Origin of the sequence: Arenibacter antarcticus, assembly GCF_041320605.1 — a bacterium.
Taxonomy (GTDB): Bacteria; Bacteroidota; Bacteroidia; order Flavobacteriales; family Flavobacteriaceae; genus Arenibacter; species Arenibacter antarcticus.
Genome location: NZ_CP166679.1, coordinates 4,421,560 through 4,436,136 on the forward strand (window position 1 = coordinate 4,421,560; position 14,577 = coordinate 4,436,136).

Annotated in this window: 13 protein-coding genes; 7 read left to right on the top strand and 6 right to left on the bottom strand. The window is 39.0% G+C overall.

What is annotated here, in order from left to right:
* Positions 1-62: 62 nt before the first annotated feature.
* Complete coding sequence (glmM, locus tag KCTC52924_RS18185; RefSeq protein ID WP_251807789.1) at positions 63-1,451, bottom strand: phosphoglucosamine mutase; 1,389 nt, start codon at positions 1,449-1,451, stop codon at positions 63-65.
* Positions 1,452-1,547: 96 nt separating this feature from the next.
* Between glmM and KCTC52924_RS18190 the strand changes: the two genes are divergently transcribed.
* The 5 genes from KCTC52924_RS18190 (at position 1,548) to KCTC52924_RS18210 (ending at position 6,457) form a co-directional block, all read left to right on the top strand.
* Positions 1,548-2,153 (top strand): ACP phosphodiesterase, encoded by a 606-nt coding sequence (locus KCTC52924_RS18190; RefSeq protein WP_251807790.1) that lies wholly within the window; start codon positions 1,548-1,550, stop codon positions 2,151-2,153.
* A 206-nt stretch (positions 2,154-2,359) separates the two neighbouring features.
* Positions 2,360-3,211: a DUF5602 domain-containing protein gene (locus KCTC52924_RS18195; protein WP_251807791.1), complete on the top strand. Its 852-nt coding sequence runs from the start codon at positions 2,360-2,362 to the stop codon at positions 3,209-3,211.
* Between the two features lie 173 nt (positions 3,212-3,384).
* A complete protein-coding gene (gene ggt / locus KCTC52924_RS18200) occupies positions 3,385-5,073 on the top strand; it encodes a gamma-glutamyltransferase (protein ID WP_251807792.1) in 1,689 nt (562 codons plus the stop codon).
* A 12-nt stretch (positions 5,074-5,085) separates the two neighbouring features.
* Positions 5,086-5,829, top strand: coding sequence for a hypothetical protein (locus tag KCTC52924_RS18205; protein WP_251807793.1), 744 nt, complete (start codon positions 5,086-5,088; stop codon positions 5,827-5,829).
* 112 nt (positions 5,830-5,941) lie between these two features.
* Positions 5,942-6,457, top strand: coding sequence for a cytochrome c biogenesis protein CcdA (locus KCTC52924_RS18210; protein ID WP_251807794.1), 516 nt, complete (start codon positions 5,942-5,944; stop codon positions 6,455-6,457).
* 165 nt (positions 6,458-6,622) lie between these two features.
* Here KCTC52924_RS18210 and KCTC52924_RS18215 read toward each other — a convergent pair whose 3' ends face one another.
* The 3 genes from KCTC52924_RS18215 to KCTC52924_RS18225 form a co-directional block, all read right to left on the bottom strand.
* Complete coding sequence (locus tag KCTC52924_RS18215) at positions 6,623-7,225, bottom strand: DUF2179 domain-containing protein (protein WP_251807795.1); 603 nt, start codon at positions 7,223-7,225, stop codon at positions 6,623-6,625.
* A gap of 163 nt (positions 7,226-7,388) precedes the next feature.
* Positions 7,389-8,267 carry a universal stress protein gene (locus KCTC52924_RS18220; RefSeq protein WP_251807796.1) on the bottom strand — a complete coding sequence of 293 codons (879 nt, stop codon included), beginning with the start codon at positions 8,265-8,267 and terminating at the stop codon, positions 7,389-7,391.
* Positions 8,268-8,270: 3 nt separating this feature from the next.
* Positions 8,271-9,938 carry a BCCT family transporter gene (locus tag KCTC52924_RS18225; protein WP_251807797.1) on the bottom strand — a complete coding sequence of 556 codons (1,668 nt, stop codon included), beginning with the start codon at positions 9,936-9,938 and terminating at the stop codon, positions 8,271-8,273.
* Positions 9,939-10,661: 723 nt separating this feature from the next.
* Here KCTC52924_RS18225 and rlmF point away from each other — a divergent pair.
* On the top strand, positions 10,662-11,510 hold the full coding sequence (gene rlmF / locus KCTC52924_RS18230; RefSeq protein ID WP_251807798.1) for a 23S rRNA (adenine(1618)-N(6))-methyltransferase RlmF: 849 nt from the start codon (positions 10,662-10,664) through the stop codon (positions 11,508-11,510).
* A 250-nt stretch (positions 11,511-11,760) separates the two neighbouring features.
* Positions 11,761-12,282, top strand: a complete 522-nt coding sequence (locus tag KCTC52924_RS18235; protein WP_251807799.1) for a sigma-70 family RNA polymerase sigma factor — start codon at positions 11,761-11,763, stop codon at positions 12,280-12,282.
* 170 nt (positions 12,283-12,452) lie between these two features.
* Here KCTC52924_RS18235 and KCTC52924_RS18240 read toward each other — a convergent pair whose 3' ends face one another.
* Both KCTC52924_RS18240 and KCTC52924_RS18245 read right to left on the bottom strand, forming a co-directional pair.
* Positions 12,453-12,971: a nucleoside deaminase gene (locus KCTC52924_RS18240; RefSeq protein ID WP_251807800.1), complete on the bottom strand. Its 519-nt coding sequence runs from the start codon at positions 12,969-12,971 to the stop codon at positions 12,453-12,455.
* Positions 12,972-13,267: 296 nt separating this feature from the next.
* On the bottom strand, positions 13,268-14,431 hold the full coding sequence (locus tag KCTC52924_RS18245) for an MFS transporter (protein WP_251807801.1): 1,164 nt from the start codon (positions 14,429-14,431) through the stop codon (positions 13,268-13,270).
* Positions 14,432-14,577 lie beyond the last annotated feature (146 nt).

Genomic DNA, 14,577 nt, shown 5'->3' on the forward strand with positions numbered 1-14,577 from the left:
GAAACGTATTAAAATTAATAGGTCCTGGTAAGACCCAAGACCTTTTACTATATAGCTATATATTATAGTCCGGCCACCTCTTTTATCTCGCCTATTATTCTATCGGCAAGGGAGTCCGCTTCCGCCTGACTCTTAGCTTCGGTGTATATTCTAATAATTGGTTCGGTATTGGATTTACGTAAATGCACCCAATTCTCTGGAAAATCTATTTTAACCCCATCTATAGTAGAGATTTCCTCATTCTTGTATTTTTCAGCCATAGCGGTTAGGATGCCATCGACATCCAATCCCGGAGTCAGTTCAATTTTCTTTTTACTCATAAAGTAACTGGGATAGCTGGCCCTAAGGTCGGCTACCGTACCTCCTTTTTCTGCCATTAGCATTAAAAACAAAGCGGTTCCTACTAGGGAATCGCGCCCATAATGACTTTCAGGATAAATAATTCCTCCGTTACCTTCACCTCCTATTATGGCGTTGTTTTTTTTCATTAAGGTCACAACGTTCACTTCGCCAACTGCAGAGGCTTCGTAGGTGCCACCATGTTTTTGGGTGATATCCCTTAAAGCGCGGCTAGACGATAAATTGGAAACCGTATTCCCTTTCGTCTTCCCCAAAACATAATCTGCACAGGCAACCAAGGTATATTCTTCCCCGAACATCTCACCTTCATTGGTTATAAAGGCCAAGCGGTCCACATCCGGATCCACTACAATTCCAAAATCTGCTTTTTCCTTTACTACAAGAGCACTGATATCACCCAAATGTTCCTTTAATGGTTCCGGGTTATGTGGAAAGTGTCCCGTAGGCTCACAATATAATTCTACCACCTCTACCCCCAATTCTTTTAAGAGTCTGGGAATGGCAATTCCACCTGTAGAGTTTACTCCATCTACCACAACCTTAAATTTTGCGGCCCGTATCACATCTGCATCCACTAAGGACAGCTCTAAAACTTCATCAATATGTATATCTATATAGGAATCATTTCGGGTTATTTCCCCCAAATCGTCCACTTCTGCAAACTCAAACGCCTCTTCATCGGCAATTTCCAAAATTTTGGCACCTTGTGCGGCATCCAAAAACTCTCCTTTTTCATTCAATAGTTTAAGAGCATTCCATTGCTTAGGATTATGGCTTGCGGTGATGATTATCCCTCCATCGGCATTTTCCAAAGGAACTGCAATTTCTACCGTAGGGGTGGTGGAAAGATCTAAGTCTATCACATCTACTCCAAGACCTACCAAGGTATATACCACCAAATTTTGGATCATTTCTCCCGAAAGTCGAGCATCCCTTCCTATAACCACCTTAAGCTTTTTCTTTTTAGAATATTCTTTTAGCCATATTCCGTATGCTGCAGCAAATTTTACGGCATCTATAGGTGTTAAATTGTCTCCTGGTTTTCCTCCGATAGTACCCCGGATTCCTGAAATGGATTTAATTAAAGTCATTTGTTAGATTATAAGTTTATACAAATATAGCGGGTTAGGTTTAATTCGTATGACGCTATGTTGTAAATTCGTCTTACATAACATTTTTTTGCCTAGATGAATTTTTTAGCACATATTTACCTATCCTTCGGGGACAATGAGCTCACTATTGGAAATTTTATAGCCGATAGTATACGCGGTAATAAATATCACTACCTCCCTAAAAGGGTTCAAACTGGTATACATTTACACAGGGCCATAGATACTTATACCGACTCACATCCTATAGTCAGACAGAGCACAAAACGACTACACCAAAATTATAGCCATTATAGTGGGGTAATCGTAGATATTTTCTACGATCATTTTCTGGCTAAAAATTGGGATACGTATTCTAAAGTTCCCTTAAAACGTTATGTAAATGATTTTTATCTTTTATTGGATGAAAATTATGAAATACTTCCAATGGGTGTTAAACGCATGATGCCCCATATGATTGCGGATAATTGGATTTACAATTATTCCAAAATGTCTGGGATTTCCAGGGTTTTGCATGGCATAAACAGAAGAACCAAAAATAAATCCAAAATGAATTTTGCTATCTTGGACCTAGAGGAGCATTATACTATTTTTGAAGAAGAATTTAGTTTATTTTTCAACGACTTGATTAAGTATGTCAAAAACATTGAAATTGAGAACTCCAACCCATTCATTGTCAACTGACAACGATGATATTTTTTATCCAAATATTGTTTTTTACTATAATTAATAAGTACCTTTAGTATCCTTTCCCTAAATTAGAAGGTAAGCTTCCCCTTTATTTTTAATATTATCCTTAAAATACATTCCCCCATTGTTATGTCCTTTTCACATTGTGCAAACAATGGTGTGCCGTTATTTCTTTCAATCTTATCTAAAAAACAATAACTATGAGATTTAAACATTTGAAATTCATGGGAGTGGGAAGTATGCTGCTCTTAATGAGTCTAGGCTGTAGTAAGGAATCTACAGTAGGAGATGCGCTGGAACCCATCAATGGTAAGGCTGTTTTAAAAGCCAACAAAACGAATACCTACTATGGCCCCCAAATATCCTTGGGAAATGGCCATGTACGGTCATGGATTAGGATTGCAAAAGATGGAACCCCAGAAGAATTGGGTGTTGAAATGAGTGCCAAATCCCTTACAGGGTTGCCTTCCGGACCAGGCCATACCTCTTTGGTACTGCCACTTCACAAGAAAGCAATGGAAAACACTCCTTTTGATCATGTGTTTTTTAATTGGAATCCAGAAGGCCATGAACCACCAGGTGCTTTTGATGTTCCTCATTTTGATGTTCATTTTGTCATGGTTTCGGTAGCAGAAAGGGAGGCAATCCCCTCCTGGTCACCAGAAACAGATCTATTATTCAACACCTATCCACCTCCTGGTTATATACCCGATGGATATGTTACCCCGCCAGGAGCTGGAACTGCAGAACCATTAATGGGAAAACACTGGTTACCCTTGTCCATTTTTTCCGCCCCAGGGGTCATAGATCCCAACTATGTATTCCAGAATATCCTTTTGTATGGTTCCTATAACGGGAAGGTACTATTCCTAGAACCAATGGACACTTTGGAGTTTTTAAATAGCATGGCTTCCTTTAGTAGTGATTTTCCATTACCGGACAAATATGAGCACTCTTCGTATTATCCTACTTCCTATAATATATTTGCTGATTCCAAACATGACAGGCATTATATTTCTTTAAGCAATTTTGAACATCGCGATGCCGATTAATCTAAAAAGGCGGTCATTTCACAGGCTGCCTTTTTCTGATTTTCCTCCAAGTAGTTTATAGTATTCCCCTAAAACCTATCGGTTATATTTTACGAATTGATTTAAGTCCAATTCTACTAATAGAATTTATATTTTAAGAGAATATGACTATCTTTTCAGCAAAATAATAGTCTATGATTCGGTTAATTGGTTTCCTATTTGGAATAATCCTATTTATCAATTGCAAGAATATACCTTCTCCTGTCCCAAAAGGATTGGTGACAGAAAATGCCATGGTGGTATCGGCACGCGAGGAAGCTTCCAAAATTGGATCGGACATTCTTCAAAAAGGTGGGAATGCTTTTGATGCCATGGTAGCAACAGAATTGGCCCTTGCCGTAGCCTATCCCTTTGCAGGAAATATTGGCGGAGGCGGATTTATGGTATACAGAATGGCTGACGGGGAAGTTGGAGGCTTGGACTATCGGGAGAAAGCCCCTTTATCTGCGCATAAGGACATGTACTTGGATTCTTTAGGGAATGTTGTTCCGGGAAAAAGCACTTTGGGAGCAACAGCGGTAGGAGTTCCGGGAACCGTAGCCGGTGTAATAGCAGTACACAAAAAATTTGGAACCTTGCCCCTAAACGAGTTGTTGGCACCCGTAATTGCCTTGGCGGAAAAAGGAGTTATAGTCACCCAAAAACAGGAAGAACGATTGGAGGCTTACAGGGAGCAATTTATAGCGGTAAATGGCGATAGTACCTTTTTTGCAAAGACCTTTAAGGAAGGGGACACCATAAAATACAAGGCCTTGTCCAATACCCTAAAAAAAATTGCCAAAGAAGGTAAAGACGGATTTTACAAGGGGGAAGTGGCCGAAAAATTGAGTGCTTTTATTCAAAGTAAAGGTGGATATGTAACTGTGGAAGATTTGGCACGCTATGAGGCCAAATGGCGTAATCCCCTAAAATTTACGTATAAAGATTTGACAATCATTTCTATGAGTCCGCCCAGTAGCGGTGGCTTTACCATACAACAGATTTTAAAGATGATGGAACCCTATGAGGTTTCCAAATTCGGCCATAACTCGGCCAAAACCATCCAATTGTTTACAGAGGCGGCAAGGCGGGCCTATGCTGATCGAAATTATTATTTGGGAGATCCAGATTTTGTGGATCTCCCGATGAACGAGTTGTTGAGCGATTCGTATTTACAACAGAGAATGGCAGCTTTTAGTTTTGATAAGGCTACAAAATCATCTGAGGTCTCCCATGGAGAAGTGTCCATTGTGGAGAGTGATGAGACTACCCATTATTCTATCGTAGATTCTTTTGGTAATGCAGTGTCTGCCACCACTACCATTAACGCTGGTTATGGTTCCAAACTTTTTTCGGATGAACTTGGATTTTTCCTAAACAATGAAATGGACGATTTTAGTGCCAAACCAGGAGTACCAAATATGTTTGGATTAATTGGTGCCGAGGCCAATAGCATTATGCCCGAAAAAAGGATGTTGAGCAGTATGACCCCAACCATTGTGGAAAAGAAAGGAAAACTTTGGATGGTAGTGGGTACCCCGGGCGGATCTACTATAATTACTGCCGTGGCACAGACGATATTGAACGGGTATGAATTTAATATGAGTATGCAAGCCGCGGTTGATGCCCCACGTTTTCACCACCAATGGATGCCAGATAATGTAGTTTTTGAACCCCAAGGTTTCTCTCCAGAACTATTGACGGAACTAAAAAGCAAGGGATATATCATAAATGAGGAGCGCACACCTATAATAGGAAAGGTAGATGCCATTATGGTACTGCCCGATGGCCGTTTTGAAGGAGGAGCCGACCACCGTGGGGATGATACCGCAGTTGGATTTTAAGGTATTTTGGCTATGATAAAAAAAATAGGAAAAGTGTTTCTTGGCTTTGTGCTACTTTTAATAGCTGTAGCAGCAATACTCTTTGCTGTTTTACATGAGTCACGCCCGCAAGTCACCCCAAACATGGAGGCAGATGTCCTCGCTAACAAAATGCTAACCGCCCTAGATTATGAGGCTTATAAAAACACTCGTTTTTTGGAATGGTCCTTTGCCAGCGGAGGTCATAACTATATGTGGGACAAACAACAACAAATTGTTAATGTAAGTTGGAAAAACCATCAAGTTACCCTTCATTTAAAAGATATTCCAAAAAGCAAGGCCATTAAAAACGGCATTGTACTTAATGGAACGGAAAGGTTAAAAACTATAAAAATGGCCCATACTAAATTTAACAACGATTCCTTTTGGTTGGTGGCCCCATACAAAGTATTTGATACTGGTACACAACGAAGTCTAGTGCCTTTGGAGAATGGATCACAGGGCTTATTGGTTACCTATACCAGCGGAGGAGATACCCCTGGGGATTCGTATTTATGGACGTTGGACCCCAAGGGGATTCCACAAAGTTTTAAGATGTGGGTTAAAATTATTCCCCTAGGTGGATTAGAGGCTAGTTGGGAAGGGTGGCAAGTAATGGATAGTGGTGCAAAATTACCCACTATGCATCAATTAGGGCCATTTAACCTAGGGATGGGAGCAGTTAAGGGGTTTAATGCTACCATAGAACACAGTAATCAGCCAAACAATGCATTCTAAGAACTAACTTCCTGGTAAAGTTATGGAATACCAAGCCCTGTTATTTTGATGAAATGAAGTTTTTTAGTTTAGTTTTGAATCTTTAGAGGAGAAGGCATTAAGGGCATAAAGAATGAAAAATAAAATATTAAAAATAATTGGAAAGACCATTGTGCTCTTGCCTATCGGACTTTCCTTTTGGGTATTAATAAACGGATTTGACCTCCATAATTGGGTTTATCCCGTAATTTCAGGATTGGTACTCTCCTTCGGGATTGTGTTTTGGAATTTGTTCGATTATGAGAAGTATGACGACATGGGTATGGTGGATTTCCTTGAATCCAAACATATTTTAAAAATTAAGAACAATAAGGAGAATTGGACTAGCATTAATCAAATGATAGAAACTCCATTCGAAAAGCTACAAGTTCTGGAAAAAACGGACGACAATATAAAGGTTCAGATCAACAGGAAATTTATAAATTCCATACTTACAGCAAGGAAGTCGGAAAATGAAATTTTAGTAGCGATCGAAAAAAAATATATGAACTTTTTACCAGACAAGGCTGTGAATTATAATACTCTAAGGAAGATTGAGAATGAGACTAAAAACATTTTAGACACCCCCCTTTCCAATAGTAAAGCATAGCGATATAATTTGGCTTTGACCACTAGAGGTGTTGTCGTTTTTACAACCCAAAATGGGTATTGTGTGGTATTGGAATACATTTAGATACCATTCCCGAAATTTTAGGTAATAATTCTAAAATAGATAACAATGCCCAATTCCAACCCACAATACACTCCCCAAAGCTTATTTCCGTTTTAACTGCAACCACCTTAAACCGATACCTCTTCGGCCTTCCTCGGACAAATTGGCTTCGTTTACCATTTTCACTCCCTCTATGGTATAGAATGCATTAGGGTGATATTTATTGATGGCATCAGTCAAATGATTAAGATGCTCTCTTTTTAAGACTAAAAAGACCACATTAACTTTTCCTGTTTTCCCTTCAGCATCCAACATGGAATAACGATAGTCATTATCGTTGAAAAAGGTCAGTAATTCCTGAACCCGCTCCTTGGTAATTAGTCGTAACACAACACGGCCTAAGGCAAGTCTTTCCTCAATATACATGCCTACATAGGTTCCAACAGCAAAACCACCAGCATAGGCGAAATAGGACATAGGGTTATCTATATTTTCAATTATCTGCCCTATTGCCAAAAGCCAGATAAGGGCTTCGAAAAAACCCAAAATGGGAGCAATATTTTTCTTTCCACTCATCACAAAAATGATTCGGATAGTAGAAATTGAAACATCCCCGATTCTCGCCAAAAATATTAAAAAAGGAATAATTAAGTAGTTTAAAACATTCTCACTTACGCCGAAATTATCATAAAAAAATTGTTCCATAATACTGAAAAAATAGAGATTATCACTATTAGACAAGCTTGTGTAATAATGGAGTGCAAAGATATTCAATCAGCTTATATTCAATTGAAAAAATCAATAAACTTATGTTAACTGTTCATCCTCTGGTAAAACCACTAAACATTGGCCGGCTTACTACTACATCTTATTTCACAACCAGCAGGGGCATATTCCGATTCCTCAACAATAGATCGTTGGTTATACTGCCAATAAAAAGGGAAGTAATATTGTTCCCTCCCCTAGCGGATAGCAGAATAATATCAAATTCACCCTTCTCCGCCTGTTGTTCTATGACCTCTCCTACAGAGAAATCTTCCCTATCTATATGTTTAAAATTAATATTTTCCGGAAGACGATATTTTTTGCGATATTGTTGGAATCTAGAATGCAAATGCGCTTTCGTTTTGTCCTTCGCTTCTTCAGTATCAATATAGGGAAAATAAAATGAGGGAATATTGTACACATGTAAGGCTTGGATTTCTCCATTATCACCAGTTACCAAACTTTCAGCGGCCGAAAATGCCTTTGCGGAATCGGAACTGAAGTCGATTGGAACCAACACCTTTTGCAACCGATGCTTGGCATCCTCAGGTACCAATAGTAAATTCGCGTTCAACATGCGCACCAATTTTTGGGGTACCGCTCCTGTACCTTGCAACTCGTCCTTATTTCCCGTTATCACAACATCTATACGATATTCCTTAGACAAATGCCCCAGAATGCTCTCTGTATAATCATCCGTGGTGATGATTAAGGTGTAGGATGATTTCCCATTATAGTTTTCTTCTATAGAACGCTCCAACTCCCGCTCCACTATATCTTCAATTGTAATGCAGTCCTTTAAAAAATCCTCGTATAGGTTGTACAGTTTGGATTGTTTTATATTATGGACAAAGTAGAGATGTTTTACCTTCCATATAGTACTTAAAAAACTAACATACTTTAATAGAATAGGATCCATCCGGGTTAAATCTAAGGCTACTATAAGGTTCAATTCATTATCCAATCGTATCTTCTTCGTCATTTCCTATTTATTATCGGTTAATGTTGATTTTTCTTCTTTTAGTTCAGTTGCAACCAAGTTTCGTGCTTCACGTTCCTTATTTACCAATTGAAGAATGTTTTTCCTATAGGTTTCCTTTTCCAGCAGTTTTTGTTCCCGTTCCTCTTTTTCATGGTCTTCCTTCATACCGGTAAAGAGCGAAAAGCACATCATTATGAGTAATATGGCAAAAGGGAGCCCAGAAATGGTAACCGCAGTCTGCAGGGCATTTAGTCCACCGCCATACATAAGTACTGCTGCTATGACCCCGGTAGCCATGGCCCAAATCACCCGTTGAAATCGAGGGGTCTTCAGTTTTCCGCCAGAAATAATGCTATCTACGACCAAGGCACCCGAGTCTGCCGAAGTAATTATAAAACTACCGATCAACACTACTCCCAAAACCTTCAGTAACATGTGGAAAGGAAATTTTTCAAAAAACACGTATAAAGCGGTCGAAATATTATCGTTTACCGCAGCGATCATTGCCGTATCTCCCATAAGAATGTCGCGCATAGTAGTCCCTCCGAAGGCACTAAACCAAAGGAATGTGACCAAAGCCGGTAGTATCAACACACAAAGGATAAATTCTTTTATGGTTCTTCCCTTAGAGATCCTAGCGATGAACGTACCTACGAAAGGCGACCAGGAAATCCACCATCCCCAATACATAATGGTTCTCGTTTTCTGCCAATCGGTTCCCCTTAGCGCTTCCGTCCAAGTGGCCATATCCACAAAATTGGTAAGATAACTCCCTATATTTTGGATATAGGATTTTAAAATAAAGGTCGTTGGACCCAAAATAAGGACGAGTAGAAAGATGGCTGAAGCGACTCTAACATTTAGTTTACTAAGCATTTGAACCCCCTTATCTACCCCACTAAATGCCGATATGGTGGCTGCAAGAGTAACCGCAACAATAATGAGTATTTGATAAAATAGGGAACTTGGGACACCAAAAACATGGGTGAGCCCAGAGTTGATCTGTCCTACTCCAAAGCCTATAGTAGTGGCCAATCCGAATAGGGTGGTGATAACCGCCATTATATCGATTACATCTCCCATCCATCCATAAATCCTATTTCCCAATAGTGGATAGAAGGCAGAACGTAGGGTAAGTGGCATTTTTCGGTTAAAGGTAAAATAGGCCAAGGATAATCCCACAACCGAATAAATGGCCCAACCGTGAATTCCGTGATGAAGAAACGAGAAATTAATAGCTTCTTGAGCAATAATTGCCGGTTCCTGCCCTGCTAATCGAGGTGGGTTTAAAAAATCGCGCACCGGATCCGCGATACTAAATAATACCAATCCGTTTCCTATCCCCGCACTGAACAACATGGCAAACCAAGCCCAGACACTAAATTCTGGTTTGGCACTTTTACCCCCAATACGGATATTTCCAAATTTACCTAAAGCCATGTACAGGCAAAATATAATGAACAGATTGGCCGATAAGGTATAGATCCATCCCCCATGCGCGGAAACATAACTTTGCGCAATTCCAAAATAATAATCTGCCTCCTTCTCAAAAATTAAAGTAAACACTACACTGGCTATAAGGATTAAAGTGGCCCCAAAAAAGACGGTCTTGTTGACCACCAATCCCAAAAATTTTGAAGACTTTTCTTTTCTTGTTACTTTTACTGACATATATCTTTATCAATTTAATGAAATAGGTAATGCCCTTCTTATTAGCGAATAGAAAGGACTGAAAAACAATTTAAAGTGTGAAATCTAGGTATCGCGGTGATTTAGGGGAATGAACTTCTGATAACCTCTAGTGGAATCCTTATACCTAGAAGACGTAGGAAGATAAATGGCCTCAGATAAGTTGTAGGTAATACGGTTCATAGACTGTTTTTAATAGTTTGGTAAAATTTTAAAGCGAATAGTATACTAATAATAGGGTGATTTTCCAACTATTCCCCGTGAAATTCACCTATTCATCAAACCTGATGCATTTCTTTACATGACTTTCAATTTGATACAGATTAAACCACCTTATAATTCCAGCTCCTATCCATTTTTTTTATAAAATTTCTAGGAGCTTTACAGTAGTCCCTACCTAAATAGAATTCCTATTATGGGAAAGGTTAATAAAGGAGAAATAAAATATGGGTAACCTATATTTTTTTGTAACATTGAAGTCGAATTCAGAGAAGCAGTATTCAACCTAATTCAGTGGTCTTAAAACAACGAAATGGCTACATGTATGGGTCTTTTTATTGACTTAACTAACTATATTTTCCCAACATAAAAGAGCTAGGGATTACGGTATTGAAATTGGTCATATATAAACAGGTTAAAGAATTGGGGAATATAGAAACTCCAATTATCTTAACCAATCTTTATTAGTCACAAGTAATACAATCCATGCATTCAAAAAATCCGTTTATAAAAGATTATGATTTTGAAAGGTTAATTTTACATCATCCTATTCTGGGGGATTTTGTTTTTGTAAACGATTATGGCACCAAGACTATAAAATTTGGTGACAAAGAAGCTGTAAAGGCGTTAAATACCGCCTTATTAAAATTCCATTACGGGCTTACTTATTGGGACATTCCGGAAAAAAATCTTTGTCCCCCTATCCCAGGCAGGTTAGATTATCTGTTGCACATAGCAGACCTCATCCCCAAAAGAAATATTCATTTATTGGACATCGGTACCGGAGCCAACTTAATCTATCCCATTTTAGCATGCCGTCATTTTGATTGGGAATGTACTGGGAGCGAGGTAGATTTGGATTCTCTAAAAAATGCCCAACAGCTCATAAGGAAAAACGAGGTTTTGAAAAAAATAACATTACGCCATCAACCCTTCAAGAATAGTATATTGGAGCATATTGTACTCTCAAATGATGCTTTTGATGTGGTGGTCTGTAACCCTCCCTTCTTTAAAAATAGTTCAGATGCGCAACAGAAAAATAAGCGCAAGGTCCATAACCTTGGACTTACAGAAGCTGATTCTCAAAATTTCGGCGGACTCTCCAACGAATTGTGGTACAAGGGCGGAGAAACAGCATTTATAAAAAAAATGGCAGTAGAAAGTGTTCAATTTAAGGATCAAATACATTGGTTTACCTCTTTAATATCCCAAAAAGAAAACTTAAAAGATATTAAAAGAGCCGTTAATAAAACCCTACCTTCTACAGTTAAGGTGATCCAAATGGACCAAGGCAATAAAAAGAGTCGGTTTATTGCATGGACCTTTCAAGGCTAACATATCCGGGTCAGAAAAAATAATGTAGAAATTTTGTATCTTATTATAAGATTAATAGTCTCCATATAGAACTTAAAAAAGTAAGGCTATGAATAATTGTAAATGCACCGATTGTGATTGTACCAAGTGCAATTGTGGGAACTGTTTAAAAAACAACTGCCCTTGTGACAAATGCGAATGCAACAAGTGCGATTGTTGTTAAGAAAAAAGGTTGGCCTTTGGGTCGACCTTAAACATTCTAAAAGCGAAAATGGACACTGTCACGATATGGAACAAGTTTAACGGTCAAATGTACTTTTTTATACTAAAAAAAGTACAAGATCGAGATGCGACTAATGAAATAATGCAAAATTCCTTTTTAAAGATTCATCAAAATATTGATCAATTAAAAAATCAGGAAAAAGTAAAGGCTTGGGCATTTCAGATTGTCAGGAATGAAATTTACAATCACTTTAACAACTCGACTAAAAAAGTAGAGGACTTTAATTCCGCACCTATCATCCAAACTGAAAATTATTCAGATTTTTGCTGTTTTGATCACTTTATAACTGACCTTCCTCAGGAATATAGAACGGTAATGACATTGGTCTATATAAATGGAATGAAACAAAAAGAAGCAGCCTCCGAAATTGGCATCAGTTTGGCCAATGTTAAGGCAAGAGTAAGACGCGCTAAAGCCATTCTGATTATGAACTTTAAAGAGTGCTGTAAGTTTAACTTGAACCATGAAGGCAAATTGGTAGGCGAGTCCAATTGCAGTCGTTGTAATTAATAGCTGTAAAAAAAACTTCCTTTGCTGTGAACATTCTATATTTTACAGTAAAAACAATAGGCAAATAGACCTATCGAACTTTGGATAACCCAACAGGTCTATTTTCCGTTTCTTCTTTCAGGAATGCCGCCTTTACCTTCCCCTAGTCATTAGAAACATCCTATTTGCAATTAACCTTTATTTGTTTTGGAATGCTTGGTATGGAACTTTCTGTGCAGCGCTTTGATGCCTTGCAAGAGCTCCCCACTTCCCGGACCTTTTACTTGAATATTTGGCACAATATCCTGTATTGGATAGAAGTGAATAGGAGCAGCAGGCACATCTATTTCCTGCAACCATTCCCTTAATTGTTTTGCGGAACTCAAGTATACAATTCCCCCCAAGCCTACCCATCCGTGGGCGGCGGAACACATTGGACAATGTTCCCCACTAGTGTACATGGTGGTTGTTTTACGTTCTTCGGGGGACAAATGGTCTGCTGCCCAATGGGCAAGTTCTATTTCGGGATGTGCCAGATTGTTTAATTGGTTCACCCTATTTCGTGCCGTTGCAATTACCTCATTATTTTGGTTCACCAAAATGGACCCAAAGGGTTCGTCCCCCGCCTTTACTGCTTCTTCCGCTAAAGCTAAGCAATGTGCCAGATGTTTAAGATCGCTATTCGAAAGTGATTCCTGAGATATATCCATGTTTAATTGCGTTTAATTATTGTGTTAGTGTTTAATTAACCTTGGGACTTCGTAAATAAGTCCAATTTTGCACTGCTCCAATGGTTAGGCTAAAACCTACTATATCCTTCTGCCAATAGGCCCACAGTCTTAGGCCTCTGGCAATTTAATCTCTTCAATTATCTATGAATTGCCTCCAGATTTAACCGGGGAGATTATACGATTCCGCCGGTGAGGCCTTTAGCAAAAACCTATCTATGGGAGTCCAATTACCTTCCTATAAGGGGAAACATGTTACATTACTCACCAACCCTTGTCTAAGGCGTTTTGTGTTTTGCAAAAACATGCACCGCTAAAACACCAATAGAGAATACCCCTCCCAGAGCAGAAACACCTATCCATCCATAATACTCCCATGCCATTGCCCCCAGTGTGGTACCCAGTGCACCGCCCATAAAAAATGCCACCATATAGACGGTATTTACACGGTTTCGGGCCTCTGGATTCTTAGAAAAGATAATATTTTGATTGATTATATGCAAGGCTTGCAATCCAAGGTCTACCAATATAACCCCTATAATCAACCCTACAAGGGAATAGGTAGAAAACAGGAAAATCCCCCAAGAGATAATCAGTAAAATACTTGAAAAAAAAATGATCTTGTTCCCGCTTACCCTATTGCTCATTTTCCCTACCACAGTCGCCGCAAGCGCACCAACTATACCTACCAGACCAAAGGTTCCCGTAACCCCACTTCCGTAACCAAAGGAATCTTCCATAAGGAATACCAAGGTTGTCCAGAACGCACTTAAGCCTGCAAAACCCAATGCTCCTCTAAGAGCTGCCAACCTTAAGGAAGGTTCCGTCTTAAAATAAAACCAGAGCGATTTAATAAGGTCCACATAATTTCCTTGGTATTTGGGAGTTATTTTAGGTAATTTAAACCTGAGCAGTATAAAAAGTAATAGCATCATTCCCGCTGCCACATAATACATTACCCGCCATCCAAATTGTTCACCTACCAAGCCGCTGATTACCCTACTCCCTAAAATACCGATTAAAAGTCCGCTCATTACGATTCCAATAGCACGTCCCCGCCCATTATCATCACTGAGTTCTGCTGCCATGGGCACAAATAATTGTGGGAGCGTAGAGGTAAGCCCTATAAAAAAACTACTTGTGATCAGCAAAAAAAGGGAGTTAGACACTGCAGCCGCCAACAGGGAGATGATCATTAACAGAAAATCATACTGTAATATTTTTTTATTGGACACCATATCTCCCAATGGAATAATAAAAAGCAACCCAAATGCGTAACCCAATTGCGTAGCGAGTGCCACGTTGCTGACCGCAGAATCCGATATCCCAAAAGATTCGGAAATTTGATGTAACAACGGCTGGTTGTAATAAAGATTGGCTACTACTAGTCCGGCCGAAACACTCATTAGATATAAGGTAGCATTGGAAAGTTGTGGCTTCATTTTTTAAGGAAGATTGCTAATTATAAACTGTTTGCGTTAGGGATAGTAGTGTAAATCCCCCATTCCATCGGATGGGGAATTGAAACGGATAGCCCGCCCGAACGCCCTAAATATAAAGACAAAATTAGGAAACGAGTTAATTTTCC

Coding starts and splice junctions, on each gene's coding strand:
- KCTC52924_RS18225 (WP_251807797.1), bottom strand. CDS start 9,938: ATGTCAGTAAAAGTAACAAGAAAAGAAAAGTCTTCAAAATTTTTGGGA.
- KCTC52924_RS18240 (WP_251807800.1), bottom strand. CDS start 12,971: ATGGATATATCTCAGGAATCACTTTCGAATAGCGATCTTAAACATCTG.
- rlmF (WP_251807798.1), top strand. CDS start 10,662: ATGCATTCAAAAAATCCGTTTATAAAAGATTATGATTTTGAAAGGTTA.
- KCTC52924_RS18195 (WP_251807791.1), top strand. CDS start 2,360: ATGAGATTTAAACATTTGAAATTCATGGGAGTGGGAAGTATGCTGCTC.
- ggt (WP_251807792.1), top strand. CDS start 3,385: ATGATTCGGTTAATTGGTTTCCTATTTGGAATAATCCTATTTATCAAT.
- KCTC52924_RS18235 (WP_251807799.1), top strand. CDS start 11,761: ATGGACACTGTCACGATATGGAACAAGTTTAACGGTCAAATGTACTTT.
- KCTC52924_RS18245 (WP_251807801.1), bottom strand. CDS start 14,431: ATGAAGCCACAACTTTCCAATGCTACCTTATATCTAATGAGTGTTTCG.
- KCTC52924_RS18210 (WP_251807794.1), top strand. CDS start 5,942: ATGAAAAATAAAATATTAAAAATAATTGGAAAGACCATTGTGCTCTTG.
- KCTC52924_RS18220 (WP_251807796.1), bottom strand. CDS start 8,267: ATGACGAAGAAGATACGATTGGATAATGAATTGAACCTTATAGTAGCC.
- KCTC52924_RS18205 (WP_251807793.1), top strand. CDS start 5,086: ATGATAAAAAAAATAGGAAAAGTGTTTCTTGGCTTTGTGCTACTTTTA.
- KCTC52924_RS18215 (WP_251807795.1), bottom strand. CDS start 7,225: ATGGAACAATTTTTTTATGATAATTTCGGCGTAAGTGAGAATGTTTTA.
- glmM (WP_251807789.1), bottom strand. CDS start 1,451: ATGACTTTAATTAAATCCATTTCAGGAATCCGGGGTACTATCGGAGGA.
- KCTC52924_RS18190 (WP_251807790.1), top strand. CDS start 1,548: ATGAATTTTTTAGCACATATTTACCTATCCTTCGGGGACAATGAGCTC.